26 protein-coding genes and 1 tRNA gene are annotated in these 23,001 nt (G+C 44.4%); 18 read left to right on the plus strand and 9 right to left on the minus strand.

Translation table 11 applies throughout. The annotated features are described in order from the left end of the window. Positions 1-95: 95 nt before the first annotated feature. Both H2O73_RS13090 and H2O73_RS13095 read left to right on the plus strand, forming a co-directional pair. A tRNA-Trp gene (locus tag H2O73_RS13090) sits at positions 96-172 on the plus strand. Between the two features lie 661 nt (positions 173-833). Then, positions 834-1,592 carry a YMGG-like glycine zipper-containing protein gene (locus H2O73_RS13095; RefSeq protein WP_182109313.1) on the plus strand — a complete coding sequence of 253 codons (759 nt, stop codon included), beginning with the start codon at positions 834-836 and terminating at the stop codon, positions 1,590-1,592. A gap of 59 nt (positions 1,593-1,651) precedes the next feature. Here the strand turns inward: H2O73_RS13095 and suhB are convergent, their stop codons facing one another. Next, positions 1,652-2,455: an inositol-1-monophosphatase gene (suhB, locus tag H2O73_RS13100; protein ID WP_182109314.1), complete on the minus strand. Its 804-nt coding sequence runs from the start codon at positions 2,453-2,455 to the stop codon at positions 1,652-1,654. A gap of 177 nt (positions 2,456-2,632) precedes the next feature. Between suhB and trmJ the strand changes: the two genes are divergently transcribed. The 11 genes from trmJ to ndk all read left to right on the plus strand — a co-directional run bounded on the left by trmJ (position 2,633) and on the right by ndk (position 11,085). Then, positions 2,633-3,361: a tRNA (cytosine(32)/uridine(32)-2'-O)-methyltransferase TrmJ gene (gene trmJ, locus H2O73_RS13105; protein ID WP_182109315.1), complete on the plus strand. Its 729-nt coding sequence runs from the start codon at positions 2,633-2,635 to the stop codon at positions 3,359-3,361. Between the two features lie 114 nt (positions 3,362-3,475). Next, on the plus strand, positions 3,476-3,982 hold the full coding sequence (gene iscR, locus H2O73_RS13110; RefSeq protein ID WP_182109316.1) for a Fe-S cluster assembly transcriptional regulator IscR: 507 nt from the start codon (positions 3,476-3,478) through the stop codon (positions 3,980-3,982). Positions 3,983-4,012: 30 nt separating this feature from the next. Then, on the plus strand, positions 4,013-5,227 hold the full coding sequence (locus H2O73_RS13115) for an IscS subfamily cysteine desulfurase (RefSeq protein WP_182109317.1): 1,215 nt from the start codon (positions 4,013-4,015) through the stop codon (positions 5,225-5,227). 45 nt (positions 5,228-5,272) lie between these two features. Beyond that, entirely contained in the window at positions 5,273-5,653 is a 381-nt protein-coding gene (gene iscU, locus H2O73_RS13120) for a Fe-S cluster assembly scaffold IscU (RefSeq protein WP_182109318.1), read from the plus strand. 67 nt (positions 5,654-5,720) lie between these two features. Further along, positions 5,721-6,044, plus strand: a complete 324-nt coding sequence (iscA, locus tag H2O73_RS13125; RefSeq protein WP_182109319.1) for an iron-sulfur cluster assembly protein IscA — start codon at positions 5,721-5,723, stop codon at positions 6,042-6,044. Between the two features lie 57 nt (positions 6,045-6,101). After that, complete coding sequence (gene hscB / locus H2O73_RS13130) at positions 6,102-6,617, plus strand: co-chaperone HscB (protein WP_182109320.1); 516 nt, start codon at positions 6,102-6,104, stop codon at positions 6,615-6,617. A 20-nt stretch (positions 6,618-6,637) separates the two neighbouring features. Continuing rightward, the gene (gene hscA, locus H2O73_RS13135) at positions 6,638-8,491 is read left to right on the plus strand and encodes a Fe-S protein assembly chaperone HscA (RefSeq protein ID WP_182109321.1); all 1,854 of its coding nucleotides are present in this window, start codon (positions 6,638-6,640) and stop codon (positions 8,489-8,491) included. Positions 8,492-8,502: 11 nt separating this feature from the next. Beyond that, positions 8,503-8,841, plus strand: a complete 339-nt coding sequence (gene fdx / locus H2O73_RS13140) for an ISC system 2Fe-2S type ferredoxin (protein WP_182109322.1) — start codon at positions 8,503-8,505, stop codon at positions 8,839-8,841. A gap of 113 nt (positions 8,842-8,954) precedes the next feature. Next, a complete protein-coding gene (gene iscX / locus H2O73_RS13145) occupies positions 8,955-9,149 on the plus strand; it encodes a Fe-S cluster assembly protein IscX (RefSeq protein ID WP_162045693.1) in 195 nt (64 codons plus the stop codon). A 152-nt stretch (positions 9,150-9,301) separates the two neighbouring features. Then, positions 9,302-10,588: an aminopeptidase PepB gene (gene pepB, locus H2O73_RS13150; protein WP_182109323.1), complete on the plus strand. Its 1,287-nt coding sequence runs from the start codon at positions 9,302-9,304 to the stop codon at positions 10,586-10,588. Positions 10,589-10,659: 71 nt separating this feature from the next. After that, complete coding sequence (ndk, locus tag H2O73_RS13155) at positions 10,660-11,085, plus strand: nucleoside-diphosphate kinase (protein WP_182109324.1); 426 nt, start codon at positions 10,660-10,662, stop codon at positions 11,083-11,085. 60 nt (positions 11,086-11,145) lie between these two features. On the opposite strand, the gene csdA is transcribed toward ndk, so the two are convergent. The 4 genes from csdA to H2O73_RS13175 all read right to left on the minus strand — a co-directional run bounded on the left by csdA (position 11,146) and on the right by H2O73_RS13175 (position 14,752). After that, positions 11,146-12,357: a cysteine desulfurase CsdA gene (csdA, locus tag H2O73_RS13160; protein ID WP_182109325.1), complete on the minus strand. Its 1,212-nt coding sequence runs from the start codon at positions 12,355-12,357 to the stop codon at positions 11,146-11,148. Beyond that, on the minus strand, positions 12,357-12,956 hold the full coding sequence (locus H2O73_RS13165; RefSeq protein WP_182109326.1) for a DJ-1 family glyoxalase III: 600 nt from the start codon (positions 12,954-12,956) through the stop codon (positions 12,357-12,359). Before H2O73_RS13165 ends, csdA begins: the two co-directional genes overlap by 1 nt. A 3-nt stretch (positions 12,957-12,959) precedes the next feature. Next, positions 12,960-13,841, minus strand: a complete 882-nt coding sequence (gene panE / locus H2O73_RS13170) for a 2-dehydropantoate 2-reductase (RefSeq protein ID WP_182109327.1) — start codon at positions 13,839-13,841, stop codon at positions 12,960-12,962. Between the two features lie 125 nt (positions 13,842-13,966). Further along, positions 13,967-14,752: an outer membrane protein OmpK gene (locus H2O73_RS13175; protein WP_182109328.1), complete on the minus strand. Its 786-nt coding sequence runs from the start codon at positions 14,750-14,752 to the stop codon at positions 13,967-13,969. A 338-nt stretch (positions 14,753-15,090) separates the two neighbouring features. Between H2O73_RS13175 and H2O73_RS13180 the strand changes: the two genes are divergently transcribed. The 3 genes from H2O73_RS13180 to H2O73_RS13190 are packed head-to-tail and all read left to right on the plus strand — an operon-like array spanning position 15,091 to position 16,962. Beyond that, on the plus strand, positions 15,091-15,663 hold the full coding sequence (locus tag H2O73_RS13180; protein ID WP_182109329.1) for an LON peptidase substrate-binding domain-containing protein: 573 nt from the start codon (positions 15,091-15,093) through the stop codon (positions 15,661-15,663). A gap of 55 nt (positions 15,664-15,718) precedes the next feature. After that, the gene (locus tag H2O73_RS13185) at positions 15,719-16,303 is read left to right on the plus strand and encodes an RNA polymerase sigma factor (protein WP_182109330.1); all 585 of its coding nucleotides are present in this window, start codon (positions 15,719-15,721) and stop codon (positions 16,301-16,303) included. Beyond that, on the plus strand, positions 16,300-16,962 hold the full coding sequence (locus H2O73_RS13190; protein WP_182109331.1) for a ChrR family anti-sigma-E factor: 663 nt from the start codon (positions 16,300-16,302) through the stop codon (positions 16,960-16,962). The genes H2O73_RS13185 and H2O73_RS13190 overlap by 4 nt, the downstream gene beginning before the upstream one ends. Before the next feature lie 78 nt (positions 16,963-17,040). Here H2O73_RS13190 and H2O73_RS13195 read toward each other — a convergent pair whose 3' ends face one another. From H2O73_RS13195 to H2O73_RS13210, 4 genes are all read right to left on the minus strand, one after another. Further along, positions 17,041-18,393, minus strand: coding sequence for an AmpG family muropeptide MFS transporter (locus H2O73_RS13195; protein ID WP_182109332.1), 1,353 nt, complete (start codon positions 18,391-18,393; stop codon positions 17,041-17,043). 82 nt (positions 18,394-18,475) lie between these two features. Further along, positions 18,476-19,021: a peptidylprolyl isomerase gene (locus H2O73_RS13200; protein WP_182109333.1), complete on the minus strand. Its 546-nt coding sequence runs from the start codon at positions 19,019-19,021 to the stop codon at positions 18,476-18,478. After that, a complete protein-coding gene (locus H2O73_RS13205) occupies positions 19,021-19,590 on the minus strand; it encodes a YajG family lipoprotein (protein WP_182109334.1) in 570 nt (189 codons plus the stop codon). The genes H2O73_RS13200 and H2O73_RS13205 overlap by 1 nt, the downstream gene beginning before the upstream one ends. A gap of 56 nt (positions 19,591-19,646) precedes the next feature. Beyond that, positions 19,647-20,777, minus strand: a complete 1,131-nt coding sequence (locus H2O73_RS13210; RefSeq protein ID WP_182109335.1) for a methyltransferase — start codon at positions 20,775-20,777, stop codon at positions 19,647-19,649. A gap of 149 nt (positions 20,778-20,926) precedes the next feature. Here H2O73_RS13210 and H2O73_RS13215 point away from each other — a divergent pair, with 149 nt between their 5' ends. Together H2O73_RS13215 and H2O73_RS13220 are read left to right on the plus strand one after the other, a co-directional pair. Beyond that, entirely contained in the window at positions 20,927-21,232 is a 306-nt protein-coding gene (locus tag H2O73_RS13215; protein WP_182109336.1) for a BolA family protein, read from the plus strand. A gap of 428 nt (positions 21,233-21,660) precedes the next feature. After that, on the plus strand, positions 21,661-23,001 hold the full coding sequence (locus H2O73_RS13220) for a Na(+)-translocating NADH-quinone reductase subunit A (RefSeq protein WP_182109337.1): 1,341 nt from the start codon (positions 21,661-21,663) through the stop codon (positions 22,999-23,001).

Below are 23,001 nucleotides of genomic sequence, written 5' to 3' on the forward strand. Positions count from 1 at the left end.
GTTAGAATACCGGCCTGTCACGCCGGGGGTCGCGGGTTCGAGTCCCGTCCACTCCGCCACTTATTCAGACAAAGTTAAGTCTTTAAAACAACTACAGGGGTGTAGCTCCAATTGGCAGAGCAGCGGATTCCAAATCCGCGTGTTGGGAGTTCGAATCTCTCCACCCCTGCCATCTACCAGGCCTCAGCAGAAATGCTGGGGCTTTTTTACATCTGGACTTTTTGGTTCTACCTAAATTGATAGAGCAGCGGATTCCGCCGATGCACAATAGCGCGTGTGGGGGTTTGAATCTCTCCACCCCTGCCATCTACTAAGCCTCAGCAGAAATGCTGGGGCTTTTTTACATCTGGACTTTATGGTTCTACCTAAATTGATAGAGCAGCGGATTCCGCCGATGCACAATAGCGCGTGTGGGGGTTTGAATCTCTCCACCCCTGCCATCTACTAGCCTCAGTCGAAAGACTGGGGCTTTTTTACATCTGGACTTTATGGTTCTACCTAAATTGATAGAGCCGCGGGTTCCGCCGATGCACAATAGCGCGTGTGGGGGTTTGAATCTCTCCACCCCTGCCATCTACTAAGCCTCAGTTGAAAGACTGGGGCTTTTTTACGTCTGGACTTTATGGTTGCTGCCTAAGTTGATAGAGCAGCGGATTCCGCTGATACACAATAGCGCGTGTGGGAGTTCAAACCCTGGAGATTCAGTCTGTTTTTTCATCGCTTAACACTTCGAAACATTTCTATATTCCACTCTGAAAAGCCTCTGACATTGGCTGAAGTTCTCCTGACAGCGATTAATTATCATACAGGTAATTTGAAATGTGAGGTCCTCTATGAAATTCAATACAAAGCTGGTTCTATCATCACTTATATCGGTTCCCTTGCTCGCAGGCTGTGTTACCCCGGGAGATGACGATCCTAATGCGGCGACTAAGCAGGGAGCCGTAGGTGGAGCTTTGTTGGGATTAACGATGGGTGCCTTAACCGGAGAATCTGATTTGGTGGTAAAGGGCGCCATTGCTGGAGGTGTTGCCGGTGGGGTGGCTGGTGCAACTCAGGATTTACAGAATAACCGAGGAAATATTCGCCATGATAGTCGCAATGATGCTTTGGCGAGTATCGGTAGCGATCCTGTTGCTGAGAAGAGCGGAAGTTGGCAAGAACTAGAAAACTTCGTTGGTGAATGGAATGTCAGTATTCAGAGTCATATTGTGACGATCGACCACAGTGAAATCACTGCAAAGGGAACACTTGCATCACTTTCTAGTGCCGATATTAAGATTACGAATGAGCAAGGACTAAAGCTTAATACTACATTTAGTTATGGCGAGGGGGTTGGCTATCAAATGCAAGTCGATAACCAAGCAAAAGGCATATCAATGGGTTTTATTGGTGAGTCTGGAGAGAATAACAACAGAGTCTCTTTCTACCCAACCAGTGTGAGTGATGTTATTTATGCCGATATACCAACGTCCGATGTTCGCTTGGAATTAATCTTTATAGGAAATCAGGTTTGGCTGCTTGACAGTTATGCTTATGTAGAAGGGAAGGAGCAGAAGTTACAAACCTTTAGATTTACGAGAATTAGCTAATATAAAAAAGCCCCGCTCGGTGAGCGGGGCTTTTGAATAATCAGCTGTGACGGTAGCTATTATTTAAGCATTGCAGCATTGCCGTTTTCACGGATGTGCTTAAGAATGCCTTTTACGCCGCGTGCACTTGAAGCAACAACGTTACCTGACTTCATGTACTCAGTGCCGCCAGCAAAGTCTGTTACGATTGCACCAGCTTCACGAGCAATAAGTTCACCCGCAGCGATATCCCAAGGTTTTAGACCAAGCTCGAAGAAACCATCAACACGACCAGCAGCTACATAACATAAGTCAAGAGCGGCAGAACCAGTGCGGCGGAAATCGGCACAATCAACAAATAGAGCAGAAAGGATCTTGAAGTAAGATTCTGAATGCTGTTTTTGCTTGTATGGGAAACCTGTTGCTAGAACAGTACCTTGCATATCTTTTAGTTGTTTAACGCGGATACGTGCGTTATTTAGTTGAGCGCCACCACCACGTTGTGCTGTGAATAGCTCATTTTGCATTGGGTCGTATACACAAGCTACTTCAGTCTTGCCTCTAAAGCGAACCGCGATAGAAACAGAGAAGTGTGGTAGACCTTTAACGAAGTTAGTGGTGCCATCCAGTGGGTCGATAATCCATTGCACTTCTTTATCTTTGCCTTCGATAACGCCGTTTTCTTCAGCAATGATACAGTGGTCTGGGTAAGACGCTTTGATTGTATCAATGATAAGTGCTTCTGCTTCTTTGTCTACGTTAGTAACAAAGTCGTTCGTGCCTTTTTGAGTAGATTCGATCTTCTCAACATTTTCAAGTGATTTAGCAATGTGATTGCCAGCTTTTCGTGCCGCACGAATAGCGATATTAAGCATAGGATGCATAGAGGATTTCCCAACGGATGTTAAAGAACAGAAAAACGCCGCGAAGTATAACAGAATAAATCACAAATGGAAGTGGTTAATTGTTGCACTATTGACAAGCATATATGAATCACTTTAACCATTTTTTTCTACGTTGTGATAATATCTCGCCACTTTATTTCGTTTAGGTAATTGCTCATGCTCAACAACGTCAAAGTTGTTCTTGTTGGTACATCTCATTCTGGAAACATTGGTTCAGCAGCGCGAGCCATGAAAGTGATGGGATTAAACAATATGGTGTTAGTCGCACCAGGGTGTGAGGTTGATGGTCAAGCCATTGCTTTAGCTGCGGGTGCGAGTGATATAGCACTTAACGCAACAGTTGTTGAAACATTAGAAGATGCTGTAAAAGATTGTGCTTTAGTTGTTGGCTCTAGCGCTCGTTCTCGTACTCTAGAGTGGCCAATGCTTGAGCCAAGAGAGTGTGGCGAAAAATGCGCGGCGGAAGGGCAACAAAGCCAAGTGGCGATTGTCTTTGGACGCGAGCGTACTGGTCTAACAAATGACGAGTTACAACTTTGCCATTATCATGTATGCATTCCAGCCAACCCAGAATACAGCTCATTGAATCTGGCAATGGCAGTACAGACTATTGCCTACGAAATTCGAGTCGCTTTTCTTGAGCAACAAAAACAAAATTTTGTACCGCAAGCTGAAGGTGAATATCCACGTCACGAAGAACTAGAAATGTTTTTCGAACACCTTGAAAAAGTCATGATTGATACCCAATTCATTTCTGCAGACCAACCAAATAAAGTGATGAGTAAGCTGAGACGTTTATTCAATCGCGCTCGACCTGAACAACAAGAGCTTAATACGCTACGTGGTGTTTTAACCGCGGTTGAGAAAAAAATGGGCAGTCGTTAACCTACACAAAGCCTAGGGTTAAATACCTGACTGTTTTACTCAAATAAATACTTGACCATTTTAGTCGGGTATGAAAAACTTCATACCATACGAACAATGTGGATATGGTGTTATATGAGACTTACATCTAAGGGAAGATACGCAGTTACGGCTATGCTAGATGTGGCTTTACATTCACAGCAAAGTCCTGTTCCGCTAGCAGACATCTCAGAGCGACAAGGCATTTCGCTTTCTTACTTGGAACAATTGTTTTCCAAGTTGCGTAAAGCGGGATTGGTTGCCAGTGTTCGCGGCCCTGGTGGTGGTTATCGCTTAGGTGCCGATGCTTATACAATCGCTATTGGCACTGTTATTGCTGCAGTTGATGAGTCTGTTGATGCGACTAAATGCAATGGCAAAGGTGATTGCCAAGGTGGAACTCGTTGCTTAACCCACACATTGTGGCGTGATCTTAGCTCGCGTATTAGTGACTTCCTGAACAACATCACTCTTGGTGAGTTGATGAAGGATAATGAAGTTATAGAGATTTCAGATCGACAAGACATAGATCTTGCGGTGAACCATGGCCTAGCGAATCGCACTGCTCTCGGTGCCGCCTTGGAATTAAATGTCCGCTCTTAAGCGGTCAGCAATGTTACATTGGAGTAAAGAATGAAACTGCCGATTTATCTTGATTATTCAGCAACTTGTCCTGTAGATCCTAGAGTAGCTGAAAAGATGGTTCAGTATATGACAATGGATGGTACGTTTGGTAACCCAGCGTCTCGTTCACATCGTTACGGTTGGCAAGCCGAAGAGGCAGTCGACAATGCTCGTGAGCAAATTGCTGACCTGCTAAATGCAGACCCACGTGAAATCGTATTTACTTCGGGCGCGACTGAGTCTGATAACCTTGCAATTAAGGGCGCTGCGAATTTCTATTCTAAGAAAGGCAAGCATGTGATTACTTGTAAGACGGAACACAAAGCCGTTCTTGATCCATGTCGTCAGCTTGAGCGTGAAGGTTTTGAAGTGACATACCTTGCGCCAGAATCAAATGGTCTTATCGATCTTAACAAGCTTGAAGCTGCTATGCGCGAAGATACGGTTCTTGTATCGATCATGCACGTGAACAATGAAATTGGCGTGATTCAAGATATTGCAGCTATCGGTGAACTGTGCCGTGAGCGCAAAGTTATATTCCATGTTGATGCAGCGCAATCAGCAGGTAAATTACCAATTGATGTACAGCAGCTTAAAGTGGATTTAATTTCACTATCGGCTCATAAAATTTATGGTCCAAAAGGCATTGGCGCGCTTTACGTACGTCGTAAACCGCGTATTCGCCTAGAAGCTCAAATGCATGGTGGTGGTCATGAGCGTGGTTTCCGCTCTGGTACTCTACCAACACATCAAATTGTCGGTATGGGTGAAGCTTTCCGTATCGCAAAAGAAGAACTTCAGAAAGATTATGATCATGCGAAGATGCTTCGTAATCGCCTATTAAATGGTGTGAAAGATCTAGAAGCTGTGACAGTCAATGGTGACTTAGAACAGCGCGTGCCACATAACCTAAACGTAAGTTTTGCTTTTGTTGAAGGTGAATCACTACTGATGTCTTTAAAAGACCTCGCCGTTTCATCAGGTAGTGCATGTACTTCGGCAAGTTTAGAGCCTTCTTATGTACTTCGTGCACTTGGTCTAAACGACGAATTGGCACACAGCTCAGTTCGCTTCTCATTTGGTCGTTTTACGACAGAAGAAGAAGTGGATTACGCAATTGAACAAATTCGCGTAGCGGTTACTAAGCTACGTGACATGTCTCCTCTATGGGATATGTACAAGGAAGGGATTGATTTAAGTACCGTTGAGTGGGCACACCACTAATCGCTTAACTTCCCAGTTTATGTAGAGGATACGAGGTAAAAAATTATGGCATATAGCGAAAAAGTAATTGATCACTACGAGAACCCACGTAACGTTGGTTCTTTCGATAAAGACGATCTATCTGTGGGTAGCGGCATGGTTGGTGCGCCAGCTTGTGGCGATGTGATGAAACTTCAGATCAAGGTAACGCCTGAAGGTATTATCGAAGACGCGAAATTTAAAACTTACGGTTGCGGCAGTGCTATCGCATCAAGTTCACTTGTGACAGAGTGGGTTAAAGGTAAGTCAATCGACGAAGCGGCAGCAATTAAAAACTCAGAGATTGCAGAAGAACTAGAACTACCACCAGTTAAAGTTCACTGTTCTATCCTAGCGGAAGATGCAATCAAAGCAGCCGTTGCTGACTACAAGAAAAAACATCAGTAAAATCGACATTAAGTCCAATGGGGGCAGAGCTCCCATTTCATTGGTATAAAACAATTCAAGGTGCAGTATGGCCATTACACTAACAGATGCAGCAGCAAGCCGCGTAGGTGCTTTCCTAGAAAACCGAGGGAAAGGGGTCGGTTTGCGTCTCGGAGTTAAAACGACAGGCTGTTCTGGTATGGCTTATGTACTAGAGTTTGTCGATGAGTTAAATGAAGAAGACGAAGTTTTCGAACACAAAGGCGTGACCGTGATTATCGATCAAAAGAGCCTTGCGTATTTAGATGGCACAGAGCTTGACTACGTAAAACAGGGATTGAATGAAGGTTTTGAGTTCAACAACCCGAATGCGAAAAGTGAATGTGGCTGTGGTGAAAGCTTCAACGTTTAATTCTTGTTCTCCTGCTTGAACAGAAGCAGGAGAGATTTTACCAAGGGTCAGATTTTAATGAATCACTTTGAATTATTTGGGCTACCAACTCAGTTTAAGCTGGATGGTAGCCTTCTTTCTTCTCAATTCCGTGAACTACAAAAGCGCTTCCATCCAGACAATTTTGCTACCCATTCTGAGCGCGATCGATTAATGGCGGTTCAGAAAGCGGCACAAATCAATGATGCTTATCAAGTGCTTAAGCACCCAATTTCTCGCGCTGAATATTTGCTTTCCGTCAATGGCATTGAACTTCGAGGTGAACAGCAAACATTGCAAGATCCAATGTTCTTAATGGAACAGATGGAGTTGCGTGAAGAACTTGAAGATATTCCAAGCTATTCCGATCCCGAGTCGGCTCTGTTTGAGTTTGATGCTAAGGTGTCAAAAATGTACAAACAGCATTTGCTATTGGTAGAAGATAACTTAAACCAAGCACAATGGTCGCCAGCGGCTGATCGCGTCCGTGAGCTTAAGTTTATTGCCAAGCTAAAACATGAAATTGAGTTGGTGGAAGACAAACTACTCGGTTAACCCAAGAGTAAGGATTAACAATGGCATTACTTCAAATTGCAGAACCGGGTCAGAGCTCGGCACCCCATGAACACAAACTTGCTGCTGGTATCGATTTAGGCACAACCAACTCACTGGTTGCTTCAGCGCGTAGTGGCGATGTAACCCCTTTGGAAGATGACCAAGGTCGTCGTATTCTGCCTTCAGTCGTTCACTATACGAGTGATTCAAAAGAAGTGGGCTATCAAGCATTTGAGAATGCTGAACTTGACCCATCAAATACCATTATTTCAGTAAAACGTCTGATCGGACGTTCATTAGCCGATATCAATCAGCGTTACCCATCATTGCCTTACCAGCTAAAGGCGAGTGAAAATGGTCTACCAATTTTACAAACCCGTGGTGGTGACAAAAACCCTATCGAAGTATCGGCTGATATTTTAGAAGCCCTTAAAGCACGCGCAGAGCAAACCTTAGGTGGTGAGCTTGCTGGTGTGGTGATCACGGTTCCTGCCTATTTTGATGATGCCCAACGAGCGGGTACGAAAGATGCGGCGAAACTGGCTGGTTTACATGTGTTACGTTTGCTTAATGAGCCGACGGCGGCAGCCATTGCTTATGGCTTAGATTCTGGTCAAGAAGGTGTTATTGCGGTTTATGACCTTGGTGGCGGCACCTTTGATATTTCGATTTTGCGCTTGTCTAAAGGCGTATTTGAAGTATTAGCAACCGGTGGTGACTCTGCACTTGGCGGTGATGATTTTGACCACCTTCTTGCAGACTTCATCCTAGAGAAAACTGCACATCAAGCCCCATTAAGTGCAGAACAAAACCGCACCTTGCTAAATGTAGCACAGCGAACCAAACAAGCGTTTTCGCAACAAGAGACCGTTGATGTTGATGTATTGGGCTGGCAAGGCAGTGTGACTCGTGAAGAGTTTGAACAATTAATCGCACCTTTGGTGAAAAAGACACTGATGTCTTGCCGTAGAGCACTAAAAGACGCCGATGTTGAGATTGATGAAGTTCACGAAGTGGTGATGGTCGGCGGTTCAACCCGTACTCTATTGGTTCGTGAAATGGTCGGTGAGTTCTTCCAACGAACGCCATTAACTAGCATTAACCCAGATGAAGTAGTCGCGATTGGCGCGGGCATTCAAGCGGACATTCTTGTTGGTAATAAACCCGATTCAGAAATGCTGTTGTTGGATGTTATTCCACTGTCATTAGGTATTGAAACCATGGGTGGTCTGATTGAAAAAATCATTCCACGCAACACCACTATTCCAGTTGCTCGAGCGCAAGAGTTTACCACCTTCAAAGATGGTCAAACGGCGATGAGTGTGCACATTGTGCAAGGTGAACGTGAAATGGTTGATGATTGCCGTTCATTGGCGCGCTTTTCACTGAAAGGCATACCACCAATGGCCGCTGGTGCTGCGCATATTCGTGTGACATACCAAGTTGACGCTGATGGATTACTGTCTGTAACAGCGATGGAAAAGAGCACAGGTGTTCAATCGGAAATTCAGGTGAAACCATCTTATGGTTTGAGTGATGATGAAGTGGCGAACATGCTGCGCGATTCAATGACTTTTGCTAAAGAAGATATGCAAGCCCGAGCGTTAGCTGAGCAACGCGTAGAAGCAGACCGAGTGATTGAAGGTTTGATTGCTGCCATGCAGATGGACGGTGATGAACTGTTGTCAGAGCAAGAGAATCAAGCCCTTCTAAAAGCAATTGAAACCTTGATTGGATTGCGTAACGGCGATGATGCTGATGCAATTGAGTCAGGAATTAAACAGACGGATAAAGCAAGCCAAGAGTTTGCATCACGTCGTATGGATAAGTCGATTCGAGCTGCATTGTCAGGCCAATCTGTCGACGATATTTAAGAGTAGAAGTTATGCCTAAAATTATCGTATTACCTCATGAAGACCTATGCCCTGAAGGTGCTGTACTAGAAGCTCAACCAGGTGAAACTGTACTTGATGTCGCGCTAAAAAATGGCATTGGTATTGAACACGCGTGTGAGAAATCTTGTGCGTGTACCACTTGTCACGTGATTGTTCGCGAAGGTTTTGACTCACTAAATGAGAGTGATGAACTAGAAGATGACATGCTTGATAAAGCATGGGGATTAGAGCCAGAGTCACGTTTAGGTTGCCAAGCATGTGTCGCGAATGAGGATCTTGTTGTAGAGATCCCGAAATATACGCTAAACCATGCATCAGAAGATCATTAATGTCATCTTAATTGTGGCATCTACCGCTGGGTAACAGTATTCCAGTGACCGCTTGGTGGTAAATGCAGCGATTTTGAATAAAACTAACGATAGATTGTTAAAGGAAGAGAGCAATGAAATGGACCGACTCGCGTGATATCGCGATTGAGCTTTGTGATAAATTTCCTGACATGGATCCAAAAACAGTTCGTTTTACCGATTTGCATCAATGGATTCTTGAACTTGAAGATTTTGACGATGAGCCAAATCATTCCAATGAAAAAATTCTAGAAGCCGTCATTCTTTGCTGGATGGACGAAGCGGATTAACTGCTAGAAAACATCGTATAGTTAACATTTTTTATCAAAATTAGCGGGCCGTTTGGCCCGTTTTTTTATCCCATTGACATTTTTACCTGACAAAATGCTAACATCACAGCGTAGATGGCAGGTAATGCTAATGATTAAGACAAGGAGAAATCATGTCTACTAAGATGTCGGTATTCTTAACCAAAGTTGAAGCTGCACCTGTATGGGGTGAAAAAGCGATTGTCTCGTTTTCAGAGCAGGGCGCACACATCCACCAAGGTGAAGGGCATGATCTTGGTGCTATTCAAAGAACCGCACGTAGATTCGTTACGCAAGGCATTAAGAATGTATTGTTAGCCGGAGAAGGTTGGGATCTGGAAAGTGTGTGGGCATTTCATCAAGGATTCCGTGAGCCGAAAAACAGCACGGAATTTAGCTGGTCACCACTTAGTGATGCCGATCAGGCTGAGCTTGAAGCGCGTATCAAAGCGACGGATTTTACCTGCGAAATAATCAACAAATCAGCAGAAGAAGTTGCACCTCGTCAACTGGCTACTATGGCTGCTGAGTTTATTCGTTCAGTCGCGCCGGAAGGCACGATTAAGGCTCGTATTGTCAAAGATAAAGATCTTATTACCGAAGGTTGGGCTGGCATTTATGCTGTGGGTCGTGGTTCTGAGCGTACATCCGCTATGCTTCAACTTGACTTTAACCCTACGGGTGATGAAAACGCACCTGTCTATGCGTGTTTAGTCGGCAAGGGTATTACTTTTGATTCTGGTGGCTATAGCATTAAGCCTTCAGATTTTATGACGGCAATGAAAGCTGACATGGGTGGCGCCGCAACTATCACTGGTGGTTTAGGTTTGGCGATTATGCGTGGTTTGAATAAACGCGTGAAGCTGATTCTTTGTTGTGCAGAGAATATGATTTCAGGTCGTGCACTCAAACTGGGCGATATTATTACCTATAAAAATGGTAAGACTGTTGAGATTATGAATACCGACGCGGAAGGGCGCCTTGTACTTGCTGACGGCCTTCTTTATGCGAGTGAGCAAAAGCCTGAACTCATCATTGATTGTGCAACGCTAACTGGCGCGGCTAAATACGCTCTCGGTAACGATTACCATGCGCTATTGAGTTTTGATGATGAATTATCACATCAAGCTTTGACCTCTGCGCGTGAAGAAAAAGAAGGTCTATGGCCTTTGCCATTGGCAGATTTCCATCGCGGAATGTTGCCTTCAAACTTTGCTGATCTGTCCAACATCAGCAGTGGTGATTTCAGTCCTGGTGCAAGCACTGCCGCTGCATTCTTATCATTCTTTGTTGATGACTATAAGAAAGGTTGGCTGCATTTAGATTGTGCTGGTACCTATCGTAAAGCACCAAGCGAAAAACTGTCTGCCGGTGCGACAGGAATGGGTGTGCGTACCCTAGCTCGCATTTTAACGCAATAAACAAACGAACAAACTGAGCAGCAGTTAGACTGCAATTTGATAACTAAAAAAGAGAAGTAGAAGGAAACCTTATGGCTCTAGAAAGAACATTTTCTATTGTTAAGCCCGATGCGGTTAAACGTAACCTTATTGGTGAAATTTATAATCGTATTGAGAAAGCAGGCTTAAGCATTGTCGCTGCAAAAATGGTTCATCTTACCGAAGAACAAGCGAGTGGCTTCTATGCTGAGCATGAAGGCAAAGAGTTCTTCCCTGCACTAAAGGAGTTTATGACTTCAGGACCTATCATGGTTCAAGTGCTAGAAGGCGAAGATGCAATCACTCGTTATCGTGAACTAATGGGTAAGACGAATCCGGAACAAGCCGCTTGCGGTACGATTCGTGCGGATTACGCGCTTAGCATGCGTTACAACTCAGTACATGGTTCTGATAGCCCAGCATCAGCAGAACGAGAAATTGCTTTCTTCTTCCCTGAGTCAGAGATTTGCCCTCGATAATTATCGACATGCTTATCAAGAAAAAGAGCCTCATTTTGAGGCTCTTTTTGTTTCTTCCGCTTAGAGCATGTCGAGGCTCTTATCGATGGAGGCAAGTAAACGGTCAACATCATGCTGATCGTTGTAGAGGGCAAAAGAGAGGCGAATGGTGCCCGTAATGCCAAGAGCATCCATCAATGGGTGCGCACAATGGTGCCCTGAACGAACCGCGACCCCTTGCTGATCAAGCAATGTCGCTACATCTTGGTGGTGGACACCATCAACGGTGAAGGAAATAACAGAAGCATTCGGCTGATAGCCAATGACCGTTACATCATCATGCTGGCAAAGCGCGAGATAGGTTTGTTCAACCAAATGGTGAATGTGTTTTTCTACTTGCTCACGTTCAAATTGTGAGTACCACTCAATCGCTTTTGCTAGTGCGATGGCTCCAGCAACGTTCGGTGTTCCAGCCTCAAATTTTCCCGGAAGTTGGCTATAAGTGGTGCCGGAAAATGAGACTTTCTCAACCATTTTCCCACCACCGTGCCATGGCGGCATCGCTTCGAGTAAGGCTAACTTACCGTACAACACGCCAATACCTGCGGGAGCAAATATTTTATGCCCAGAGAAAACTAAAAAATCAGCATTCAGAGATTGCACATTAATCTGTTCATGAACAATACCTTGTGCCGCGTCAATCACCACCACCGCACCGTATTGATGGGCAAGCTCAATCATGGCTTCAATAGGCTGACGCGTCCCCGTGACATTGGTGGTATGAGCGAGGGCAACAATTTTAGTGTTGTGATTCAGGCATTGTTCGAACGCCGCTAGATCTAACTGGCAATCTGGCGTCATCGGCGCTTTAACCACTTTTGCGCCAGTTTGCTGAGCGACAATTTGCCACGGCACAATATTGGCGTGATGCTCCATCTCCCCAACGAGTATTTCATCACCCACTTGAAGAGTGTTGCGTGCATAGGTTTGCGCTATCAAGTTCAGCGCCTCGGTGGCGCCGCGAGTCCAGATGATCTCTTTTTCACTGGCTGCATTGATAAAATGAGTCACACAACTGCGCGCGGATTCAAATTGGCTGGTGGCTTGCGCTGTGAGGCTATGGCTTCCTCGGTGAACATTGGCATTTTGACTGCTGTAGTACTGGCTAATCGCATCTATAACCGTTTGTGGCTTTTGAGTTGTTGCTGCGCTGTCTAGATAAACCAATGACTGATCGTTTACCTGTTGATTCAACGCGGGGAATTGGCTGCGAATAGCGGTAATATCGAGCATTATGCTTCACCTATCTCATGGTAATGTAAGGTTGGTATTGTCACCATCGGTTCTGCGACAGACCAAGCGTGAGCTTTTCCTGATAGATGAATAATGATTTCCATAGCAAACTCCAGTGCGGTACCAGGCCCTTGGCTAGTCAGTAGGTTGCTGGTTACATCGTAGGTTACACGTTTCACTCGCCAGTTCTTTTTCGCTATGTGGTTTTCAAAGCTAGGGTGGCAAGTCATTAGTGCATCTGGGTAAAGCTTATGATGGGCGAGTACCAAAGCGGGGGCAGCACAAATAGCGGCTACAAGTTTACCTTCGTACATTTGCTGACGAACAATCTCAACTAATACTGGGCTATCACGAAATACTTCACAGCCACCAACACCTCCCGATAATATAACCGCATCAAATTCATCATCTGCAACATCGACCAAGCGACAATCTGCCGTGAGTGTGACGCCACGCGAGGCTTTCATGGTTAGCTGCCCGGAAAAGTCAGCGCTCGCAACGACCACTTCATAACCGGCGCGAACCATGATGTCGATAATGGTGATCGCTTCCATTTCTTCCGTGCCAGAGGCAATAGGAACAAGTACTCTCTTTTGCATAAGTTACCAGCTTTGTTCGATTTTTTTGACGGCTTGATAAAGCGCTTGATTATAGGGGGCATCAATATTGTGTCGTGATGCACTTTCTAGCAGATACCCTGTTATAAAGTCTATCTCGCTTCGGCGTTGATGGGCAATATCTTGCTCCATTGATGAATAATTATTACTGGTGGCATGAATGACATTATTCACTGTTTGGAGCAAGTGATTCACATCAATCTCGAACCCTTCTGCGTTCATCACAAGACTTACTTCGTTGACGATGTTTTGCAGTTGCTGTTGGTAGTGTGGCTGAACCAACTCCCCATTTGTTACTTGGTGGATTGCTGTCAGTGGATTGATCGCACAGTTGATAGCAAGCTTAGTCCACAACGCTTGGTTTATATTGCTATGCCACGTTACATCGGATAAAGCATGGTTAAATACATCAACCAGAAATTGGCATAACTCTCCTTGTGAGTTTGCTGCTCCCAATAATGTTTGTCCATAACCTGTGTGCAATACTTGGGTCATACTTGGTCGATAAGCGCCGTGGGTAGTTGTGGCTAACAACAGTGGATTGTTAGGAAGCAGAGCATTCACGCCTTCAGCCGTTCCCATTCCATTGTGCATTAATACAATGATCGAATCTTGATCAATGTGCTTAGCGATGGCAGATAAAACCGTTAGTACGCTTGGTGCTTTTAGAGTGACAAGAATAACGTCTGACTGCTGCAGCGCTTGAGTATTATTGTTTAATAAGCTCTGTTGGGCGTATTGATCGCGCTGGATCGTTAATTTGGCAGCCGGCTGACGACTCCAAAGGTTAACTTGATGCCCAGCTTCAGTTAAGTAACTTGCCCAGAGTGAACCTATCGCACCTGGACCAACAATCGCAATATTCATAGGGTTAAACCAACTAACAACGTTGCCCAGAGGATAATGTGATGGCAGTGGAAAGCAAATAAAAAAGGCACCAAACGGTGCCTTTTACGCGATATACCTATTTTTACTTAGGTACACAACCTCAATTAGAAGTTGTATTGGACGCGGTAGATGATGATGTCTTGGTAATCTCTACGTGCAAGCTTGTTCACTGTATAGCGGTAAAGGACACCTGTAGAGATATTATCAGTCACGTTCCACATTGCGTTAAGGCTACCGTTTAGACCCCAGCTTTCAGAGTCAACACCTGATGCAAATTCAGTGCTTTGTACGTCTGCATAGTCATCATTACGTGCAAACTCTAGCTCATTCCAAGTTGAGAAGGTGAAGTTTTGACCTGCGATGTCAGTATTGTAGTAACCTACGTAGCCGAACATACCGCCGTTGCTACCACTGATACCACCTTCGGTATTGACTTGATGGAAACCAATAAACGGAGTGAAGCCCCAACCGTCGCCTTTAAGACCAGTGTAACCAAGACCAACTACACGGTTTTGCTCATGCAGTACTGGGTTTTTATCTTTGTCTGTGTTGTATACTTGCGCATAAAGACTCACGCCAGATTCAGTCAGGTTATAGTGGATAGTACCTTTTAGAGAAGCACCACGGTCATCACCTGCACGGTCTACACCTTCGTAATCATAGAAACCGTAAATTTGACCCCAATCAAAAACTGCACCGCCTTCAATACCGATTACGGCTTGGTCACGATCAGAGATAGTTTGACCGAAGTTAGAATCATCGTTACCGAGACCCTGTCCCCACTTTTGGTAATCTAGATAGACACTACCAAAACCAAATAGGTATTCCGCTTGGGCTGGTACTGCCGACACTGCTGCTATTGCGCCAAGAGCTAAAATTGATTTACGCATAGGTGAACTCTCTTTTTGTGAAATTTGATGTTTATAATTGTGTTGCACAACTGTTGTTGCTACTGCTTTTTTTTGGCAATAATATTGATATTTGTCGCAAATAAAAGTGACAAAAGCTGATAAATGGTAAATAGAGTGTGATCGAGATCTGATTTTGTTGTTATAAATGACGTTCTGTAAATTGATGTTATTAAATTGCAGTAATTGTGTATTGGGTATCGATTACGCAAACGATTCTGCTCAATTTAACACCGATCATATAACCAACATAAAGCGTAACTGATCGATGGGGAGAGTCTGCTCGTAAAGAGTTCTGAGTAGCAAATCTAGGGAACCTCATGTCTGAAATAATGCTTTTTCCACTTGGAACTGTCGTATTACCGGAAGGAATGATGCGGCTTAGAATATTTGAGCCGAGGTATAAGCGATTGGTGACAGATGCGAGTAGAGGAGATGGAACCTTTGGTATTTGCTTACTTGAACAAAACTCAAACAATGTAAAAGGTCAGGTGTCTCAGTGGGGGACGTTGGTCAAAATAGTGGATTTTGAGTTAATGGACGATGGTTTGCTTGGGATTACTGTTGTCGGGATTCGGCGCTTTGATATTAAACGCCTCAGAATAGAAACCGATGGCTTGCGGTTTGCGCATGTGAATTGGCTCCCTAGTTGGGATGTGCACGCAATACCCAATGACCAACGCTATATCAGTCTACAATTACAGCGTGTATATGCTCAGTTTCCACAAATTGGTCAACTTTACACACAATGCTTTTTTGATGATGCGTCGTGGGTTAGTCAGCGTTGGCTAGAGCTGCTTCCGATCGACTTTCTTCAGTTCGACTATTTGATCCGGCAGGACGATTGCACTGAAACCATGAGGTTTTTGAATTTGGTGATTGAACCTGAGTGATCGTTTTAAATTGCAGTGCGTAAATAACAGAGAACCTAAATTCAAGGATGTGGTAATGAGTATGCAAAGCACCAATTCTTATACCCGGGCTGAATGGACAGAGTGCATGGAACTCGTCAAAAAACGAGACACTAGTGCTTTTGCGTTAGTCTTTTCACATTTTTCACCAAGGTTAAAGCAGTTTGCTTTTAAACATATGGGGAATGAACAGGTTGCGGTAGAGTTAGTTCAAGAGGCGATGGCGACTGTTTGGCAAAAGAGTGCTTTGTTTGATGGCAGTAAAAGCTCTTTGTCGACATGGATATATACGATCGCAAGAAACCTTTGCTTTGATTTACTTCGTAAGCAGAAAGGGCGTCAAGCGCACATCCTTGCGGATGATATTTGGCCGTCTGACTTTCTACCGCCAGATCTAATCGAACACTATGCTCCTGAGCATGAGATGTTGAAAGAGCAAGTGATTAAATTCTTAGATATTCTACCTGAGGCGCAACGTAAAGTTGTTCAGGCTGTTTACTTAGAAGATCTTCCTCATCAGCAGGTGGCTGAAATGTACGATATCCCACTGGGTACGGTTAAATCGCGTTTGCGTTTGGCTGTTGAGAAACTGAGAATGACGATAGAGGCGGAGCAGTTATGAGCTATCATCCGAGTTTAGAAATGTTGCAAGCCTATGTCGAAGGCGAGTTAGACGCGGTGAGTGGGTTTGCGATTGCGACGCATATTGAAGCGTGCCCAGATTGCCAAAATCAGTGTGCGCATCTCGAACAAAAAGTCGGGGAACTATGGGGCTCTTGTGATGTTGCCCCTGCGGAAGAGTTATCGACGATGTTTGACAAAATTATTGCGCTTGAAGAATCACCAGAACCATTCCAGTTTAATCGCAAAGTCAAAACTATTACGGTCAATAATAAGCAGTTTACTTTACCGGTTTCGTTGAGTCGCTTTGCTGACAATATAGGTGAGTGGAAGAGTTATGGTGGTAAGGTATTTAGTGCGCATGTGGACCTTGGGGAGCAAGCGCGAGTCAATTTGCTCTATATTAGTGAGAACGTAAAAATCCCACAGCATACACATAAAGGCATTGAATCGACGCTGATTTTGCATGGTGGATTTAGTGATGAAGATGGTCAATATGAAGCGGGTGATTTTTTGCTTAAAGATGGAACAGTGAAGCACAGCCCATTTACCCAACCTGGTGAAGATTGCCTTTGCTTAACGGTATTGACTGAACCACTTATCTTTACTCAAGGTGTTGCTCGGGTATTTAATTTGTTTGGTAAAGGTTTGTACCCATAAACGAGTAGAAAAGGAAAAGGTCGCATTAGCGACCTTTTTTTATTGAGACATTCTTACGACTGGTAGCCGTTTAATGCATTAGCGATGATCTTTACTGGCGCGATCAAGCACACCAGTAAAGTAATGGCGCAGCGAATAGAGCATGATTAAACTCGGAATAACCATCAGCGCTGTTAAGACAAAGAACGTTGACCAGTCATCCAAATAGTCGACCAGTTCACCACTAAATGAAGCGAGCGTAGTCCGTCCCAAATTACCCAGCGATGCCAACAGAGCGTATTGAGTGGCTGAGAAGGCTTGACCGGTCACCATGGTAAGGAAAGAGACAAATGCTACTGTTGAGAATGCCGAGGTGAAGTTGTCGACCACCAAGGTTGCCAAGAATAGCGTCTCATTCGGCCCGACTTTGGCAATCCAAGCGAACATCAAATTGCTTGCCGCCATTGCGATGCCGCCAATCATTAAGCCACGTACGATACCAAACTTAACGTTCACCATGCTGCCAATCAAAGTAAACAGCATTGTTAGCCCCCAACCGATGAGCTTAGAGTAGTAGCCGATCTGTTCGTTGCTAAAACCAATATCTTTATAGAAAGCGATCGACATTCGTCCGAGGAAGGCTTCGCCAATTTTAAATAAGAATACAAACAGCAACAGAGTTAAGGCGACTCTAAAGCCGTTTCGTCGGAAGAAATCAATAAAAGGTTCGAAAACCGTTACCGTTAACCATGCAACAATCGGGTTACCGACAACATGGCTATGACGCTGCTCTGCTTCTGCTTGTAGAGCTTCTCGTCGAGTTTGCGGCTCACCCACGAGTAAGGTGAAGAGCATGAGTAATCCGACAATTGCTGTCATCCCATAATAAACCCCATTCCAACCGATACTATCTGCGTTGATAAAGGCGAGATAGCCAGGTAAGGAGTACCCCGTCCACCAACCAATGACTGCCATTGCTGATGCTTGCGGAAGTTTAGATGAGTCTGATTTTGGGAAAGTATCAATGCGATAAGCATCGATGGCAATATCCTGAGTCGAGGAAGCCGTTGCAATACACAGTGCCAGCATAGATGTCAGCATCAAACTTTTTGCAGGGTCTACGCCAGCAATCAGAAAGGTACAGACAAAAACGATGGATTGGCAAAGAAATATCCAGCTACGTCGCTGTCCTAAATATCGATTCAATACCGGTAACTTTACTCGGTCAACGAGAGGTGCCCAGAGGAAGTTAATCGCGTAAACGGCAAACACACTACCAAAGTAGCCGATTGCGGCGCGAGTTAAGCCCGCATCTTTTAACCAGCCAGACATATTGGATCCGATCAGTACCCATGGAAAGCCACTGGAGCAGCCAAGCATGAAGACCCATAGCAAGCGTTTATCAAGGTAACTACGTATTGTTTCTACCCATGATAGAGAAGCGTTCGCCATAACGACCCCTTGTGTTTTGTGCGCGGTGAAAGCGTGGAAGTATAAAACAGAAAGGCTCTCAGTGTGATGAGAGCCTCTAGAATTAATCGAGTAAGGTAACTCTTTCGATTATAATTTCGTCGACAGGGACATCGCGATAACGACCAACCGTGTGAGTTGGTTTGGTTGCCATTTGTTGTACAACGTCAAAACCTTGAGTGACTTCACCAAATACCGCGTAGCCCGCAGAGCGTGCACTGCCATTTAAGAAGTCATTATCGACAAGGTTAATAAAAAACTGACGCGTGGCTGAGTTTGGCTCATTGGTGCGAGCCATTGCGATGGTCGCAGCGTTGTTTTTCAAACCGTTGTTCGCTTCGTTTCGAATCGGTGGGTAGGTCGCCGCACGGTTCATATTGCTATCAAAACCGCCACCTTGCGCCATAAATCCAGGAATAACGCGATGGAACTGTGTACCCACATAGCTACCATCTTTCACATACTTTAGGAAGTTGGCAACGGTGGTTGGTGCTTGCTGCTCGTTAAGCTCAATCACAAATGAGCCAACGTTCGTTTCCATCTCAACTTTTGGACCCGCAAAGGCAAGATTAGAAATGAGTGCAGCACACGCAATGGCGTACTTCCACATTAGAAGCGCTCCTGCATGTAGCCTTGCAGTTCACGATCGTTTGCCACTTCACGTAGCACAAGGTTGGCTACGTCATTTAATACCAATTCAATTTCGCTATTTGAAGCACTTAGCGCACCGTTGCGTTCTGCGCTACCGGTATACGTTTTTACCAGTTTGCCTTGAGGTGTTTCAGCAGTAAGTTCAAGTACCAGTTTCGCATCCATCTCATTTTCCATTACAGAGTGTTTGATGGAGACCAATAGCTCTTGTACTTCGATGGTAACAGAGTTTTCGCTGTTGACTGAACTACGGAAACCTTGCGATTGAAATTGCTCTAGTAGCGCATTTTCAAGTGCGATTCGTACATTCTGCTTAGAATGAATCGGTTCGATGTTTGAACGACCGCTATCAACAAGGGCAACGTATTGTGCTGAACGTACATCTTTACTGGTTAGCGAGAATGTAGCGTTGTTAACGATATTGCTATTGCTCAACACTGCGCGTGGCGTAAAGTTAAGTTGTTCTTGCTGAGGTGCTGAACAAGCAGTCAGTAATGCCATTGACGCGGCTAGAACCAGTTTTCTCATTGTCATTTCCTTTTCTAATTTGCTGAAAGGCTCAAGTTTAAGTGGATAATAGATGACTACTTAGTTGCTTGTAAAATCACAAATTTTTTATTTGCAGCAACTAGAGTGACATTTGACTTACCAAAGAGACGTTTAAGCTTTACATCGTATCCGAGGTGGCGATTGCCGATAACTAATAATTGTCCACCATTGCCTAGAACATGCTTTGCATCACAGAACATTTGCCAAGCAATATGGTCTGTCACCGCTTGCTGCTGGTGGAAGGGCGGATTACACACTACCAAATCATATTCGTCACCGATAAAACCATCTAAACAGTTATTGGCAATGAACTGAAAATCGCGATCTTCGCCAATATTGTCGAGCAAGTTTTGCTTCGCTGAGGCGACGGCCATATGGCTTTCATCGACACAAGTGATCGCCATGTTTGGGTTGAGCTGTGCAAGTTTGACTGACAGTACACCATTGCCACAACCAAGGTCGATGACCTTCTGGTGTTGGTCACCACTTGGTAAGTGCTCAAGCATAAAACGAGCACCTTGATCTAAACTTTCGCCAGAGTAGACGTTGGCAAGATTTTTTAGCCTGATGTTATGCTCTTCAACCTTCCATTTAGTAAACGCTTCGACAGTTAAAGGCTGATTAGTGTTGGCAGAGCTAAAGACTAAACGGTGCTTTTTCCAGGCTAACGATGTACGAGTATGCCCCAAGTATTTTTCAAACAGTTTGAGGGTAGAAGAGTGGATTTCCTTCGCTTTATTGACGGCAATGACCGGAACATCCTCGCTTAGTGATTGGCGAAGTTGGGCTAATTGCCACGTCAAATAACGATTGTTTCGTGGAATTTGCATCACCACTAAATCAATCTTTGTTGGCAAGGCGTCGAGGCTAGTAAGTAGCGTCACCGAGTTGCAGTGGTTTTGCTCCAGGTTTTTCTGTGTCGCTTGTTGAGCAATATAAGAGTCGCTGACCATGGTGACGTGGTGATTCTCGGAGAACCAGCAAGAGAGTGCACCAAAGTTATCATTAATAACGAGGATGTTTTGCTGTGTTGGCAAAGACATCTCCTCGACATGCTGAATCAAGTACTCATCGCCAGCGTCCCATGCTTGCAAGGTTTCATTGTTTCGTATTGGGTAACGAAAGAGAGTTAAAGTGCGGTCTAAGAGGGTAAGCTCAGATATCATAAATGGAACGCTGCAGTTTTTGTAATTAAATGAAATTGTCGCAGATGAGAGCAGAACTGAAAACTAAAACCTTTCGATCTAAACGAGAGAATACTATGATGCGTTGATAATAATCAGTAAATGTTGTTAATAGTACTCGGTGAAACACGATGATTGAACAAACCATACAGACCAAATTGCACCAACACCTTTCGCCGCAACACCTTGATGTGGTTAATGAGAGTTTTATGCACAATGTCGCACCTGGCGCTGAAAGCCACTTTAAAGTGATTGTCGTGAGTGAACACTTTGAAGGACTACGATTATTGGCAAGGCATCGTATGGTTAACCAAGCTTTAGCCGACGAGTTAGCAAACCACATTCATGCGTTAGCTATTCATACCTATACACCCACAGAGTGGAGTGAGCAGCAAAAAGTGCCTCACAGTCCAATGTGTTTAGGTGGAAAAAAATAGCGATAGAGAAAGCAGCAGAAGCTGCTTTTTTTATCTGCGGAATATCTAGCTATTAACAATGTGGACACAAATTGATAAATGCGACAAATTAACAAAATTTGTTTCATTATGTTAATTATCAATAAGAAGAAAGGCGGTGATTTATGCTTGAGGATGTGCGACAGGTCAAAAATATGACCATTCTTTAACCTTTTAAACTCAATTCCTAACAATTAATCGCACTATACCTACCATTGGTCATGGCATCATATTCCAAATTGATGATAGACTATCACCCCTGATAAATATCACACACTGCGTGTGACGAAAATTTTAATAGGATGTTGCGATTCTGGCTGAAATAGACGCCGGAACCGGACACTAATGTCGTGTCTAAAAGTTACGCAATCTAAAGAATCTTTTTCCCGATAAAAGTAGTGCAAGTGCGTATGATTACAATAAAGAAGGGTCTGGATCTTCCTATCGCGGGAACTCCTGCCCAGGTGATTAGTGATGGCAAAGCCATCAAAAAAGTCGCCTTGCTTGGCGAAGAGTACGTTGGCATGCGTCCTACCATGCATGTTCGCGTAGGCGATGAAGTTAAAAAAGCGCAAGTTCTTTTCGAAGATAAGAAAAACCCTGGCGTTAAATTTACTTCACCAGCAAGCGGTAAAGTGATCGAAGTTAACCGAGGCGCTAAACGTGTCCTTCAGTCAGTTGTGATTGAAGTGTCAGGTGAAGAGCAAGTTACTTTCGATAAGTTTGAAGCTGCTCAACTAACAGGTTTAGATCGTGAAGTGATCAAATCTCAGTTGGTTGAATCAGGTCTTTGGACAGCTTTACGTACTCGTCCGTTTAGCAAGGTACCAGCAATCGAATCTTCTACTAAGGCTATCTTTGTAACTGCAATGGATACCAATCCACTCGCAGCTCAGCCTGAGTTGATCATTAATGAACAACAAGAAGCATTTGTTGCCGGTTTAGACATTCTTTCAGCCCTAACGGAAGGTAAGGTTTACGTTTGTAAATCTGGCTCAAGCCTACCTCGTTCTTCTCAATCCAATGTTGAAGAACACGTTTTTGATGGTCCTCACCCAGCAGGTCTTGCGGGTACCCACATGCATTACCTATATCCGGTAAATGCTGACAATGTGGCATGGAGCATTAACTACCAAGACGTTATCGCTTTCGGCAAATTGTTCCTAACTGGTGAGCTAAACACAGATCGTGTTGTTTCTTTGGCTGGTCCTGTAGTGAACAAACCTCGCTTGGTTCGCACTGTCATTGGTGCAAGTCTTGACGAGTTGACGGATAACGAGTTAATGCCTGGCGAAGTCCGTGTGATTTCAGGCTCAGTACTGTCTGGTACTCAAGCTTCTGGTCCGCATGCTTACCTTGGTCGTTACCATCAACAAGTTTCGGTATTACGAGAAGGTCGTGAGAAAGAGCTGTTCGGCTGGGCTGTGCCTGGTAAGAACAAATTCTCAGTGACAAAATCTTTCCTTGGTCACGTATTCAAAGGTCAGTTGTTCAACATGACAACTACGACTAACGGTAGTGATCGTGCAATGGTTCCAATTGGTAATTACGAGCGTGTAATGCCGCTTGATATGGAACCGACATTGCTACTTCGTGATCTATGTGCAGGTGATACGGACAGCGCGCAAGCGTTGGGTGCACTTGAATTGGATGAAGAAGATTTAGCATTGTGTACCTTTGTATGTCCTGGCAAATACGAATACGGCGAATTGCTTCGTGAATGCCTTGATACCATTGTGAAGGAAGGGTAA

Origin of the sequence: Vibrio marinisediminis, assembly GCF_014050145.1 — a bacterium.
Classification (GTDB): Bacteria; Pseudomonadota; Gammaproteobacteria; order Enterobacterales; family Vibrionaceae; genus Vibrio; species Vibrio marinisediminis.

Excerpts from the sequence above, each read along its gene's own strand:
- H2O73_RS13210 (WP_182109335.1), bottom strand. The coding sequence starts at position 20,777 with ATGATATCTGAGCTTACCCTCTTAGACCGCACTTTAACTCTCTTTCGT.
- H2O73_RS13200 (WP_182109333.1), bottom strand. The coding sequence starts at position 19,021 with ATGTGGAAGTACGCCATTGCGTGTGCTGCACTCATTTCTAATCTTGCC.
- iscX (WP_162045693.1), top strand. The coding sequence starts at position 8,955 with ATGAAATGGACCGACTCGCGTGATATCGCGATTGAGCTTTGTGATAAA.
- csdA (WP_182109325.1), bottom strand. The coding sequence starts at position 12,357 with ATGCTCGATATTACCGCTATTCGCAGCCAATTCCCCGCGTTGAATCAA.
- H2O73_RS13115 (WP_182109317.1), top strand. The coding sequence starts at position 4,013 with ATGAAACTGCCGATTTATCTTGATTATTCAGCAACTTGTCCTGTAGAT.
- H2O73_RS13095 (WP_182109313.1), top strand. The coding sequence starts at position 834 with ATGAAATTCAATACAAAGCTGGTTCTATCATCACTTATATCGGTTCCC.
- hscB (WP_182109320.1), top strand. The coding sequence starts at position 6,102 with ATGAATCACTTTGAATTATTTGGGCTACCAACTCAGTTTAAGCTGGAT.
- H2O73_RS13190 (WP_182109331.1), top strand. The coding sequence starts at position 16,300 with ATGAGCTATCATCCGAGTTTAGAAATGTTGCAAGCCTATGTCGAAGGC.
- H2O73_RS13165 (WP_182109326.1), bottom strand. The coding sequence starts at position 12,956 with ATGCAAAAGAGAGTACTTGTTCCTATTGCCTCTGGCACGGAAGAAATG.
- H2O73_RS13175 (WP_182109328.1), bottom strand. The coding sequence starts at position 14,752 with ATGCGTAAATCAATTTTAGCTCTTGGCGCAATAGCAGCAGTGTCGGCA.
- panE (WP_182109327.1), bottom strand. The coding sequence starts at position 13,841 with ATGAATATTGCGATTGTTGGTCCAGGTGCGATAGGTTCACTCTGGGCA.
- iscU (WP_182109318.1), top strand. The coding sequence starts at position 5,273 with ATGGCATATAGCGAAAAAGTAATTGATCACTACGAGAACCCACGTAAC.
- hscA (WP_182109321.1), top strand. The coding sequence starts at position 6,638 with ATGGCATTACTTCAAATTGCAGAACCGGGTCAGAGCTCGGCACCCCAT.
- iscR (WP_182109316.1), top strand. The coding sequence starts at position 3,476 with ATGAGACTTACATCTAAGGGAAGATACGCAGTTACGGCTATGCTAGAT.
- iscA (WP_182109319.1), top strand. The coding sequence starts at position 5,721 with ATGGCCATTACACTAACAGATGCAGCAGCAAGCCGCGTAGGTGCTTTC.
- pepB (WP_182109323.1), top strand. The coding sequence starts at position 9,302 with ATGTCTACTAAGATGTCGGTATTCTTAACCAAAGTTGAAGCTGCACCT.
- H2O73_RS13185 (WP_182109330.1), top strand. The coding sequence starts at position 15,719 with ATGAGTATGCAAAGCACCAATTCTTATACCCGGGCTGAATGGACAGAG.
- trmJ (WP_182109315.1), top strand. The coding sequence starts at position 2,633 with ATGCTCAACAACGTCAAAGTTGTTCTTGTTGGTACATCTCATTCTGGA.
- H2O73_RS13195 (WP_182109332.1), bottom strand. The coding sequence starts at position 18,393 with ATGGCGAACGCTTCTCTATCATGGGTAGAAACAATACGTAGTTACCTT.
- fdx (WP_182109322.1), top strand. The coding sequence starts at position 8,503 with ATGCCTAAAATTATCGTATTACCTCATGAAGACCTATGCCCTGAAGGT.
- H2O73_RS13180 (WP_182109329.1), top strand. The coding sequence starts at position 15,091 with ATGTCTGAAATAATGCTTTTTCCACTTGGAACTGTCGTATTACCGGAA.
- H2O73_RS13215 (WP_182109336.1), top strand. The coding sequence starts at position 20,927 with ATGATTGAACAAACCATACAGACCAAATTGCACCAACACCTTTCGCCG.
- H2O73_RS13220 (WP_182109337.1), top strand. The coding sequence starts at position 21,661 with ATGATTACAATAAAGAAGGGTCTGGATCTTCCTATCGCGGGAACTCCT.
- ndk (WP_182109324.1), top strand. The coding sequence starts at position 10,660 with ATGGCTCTAGAAAGAACATTTTCTATTGTTAAGCCCGATGCGGTTAAA.
- H2O73_RS13205 (WP_182109334.1), bottom strand. The coding sequence starts at position 19,590 with ATGAGAAAACTGGTTCTAGCCGCGTCAATGGCATTACTGACTGCTTGT.
- suhB (WP_182109314.1), bottom strand. The coding sequence starts at position 2,455 with ATGCATCCTATGCTTAATATCGCTATTCGTGCGGCACGAAAAGCTGGC.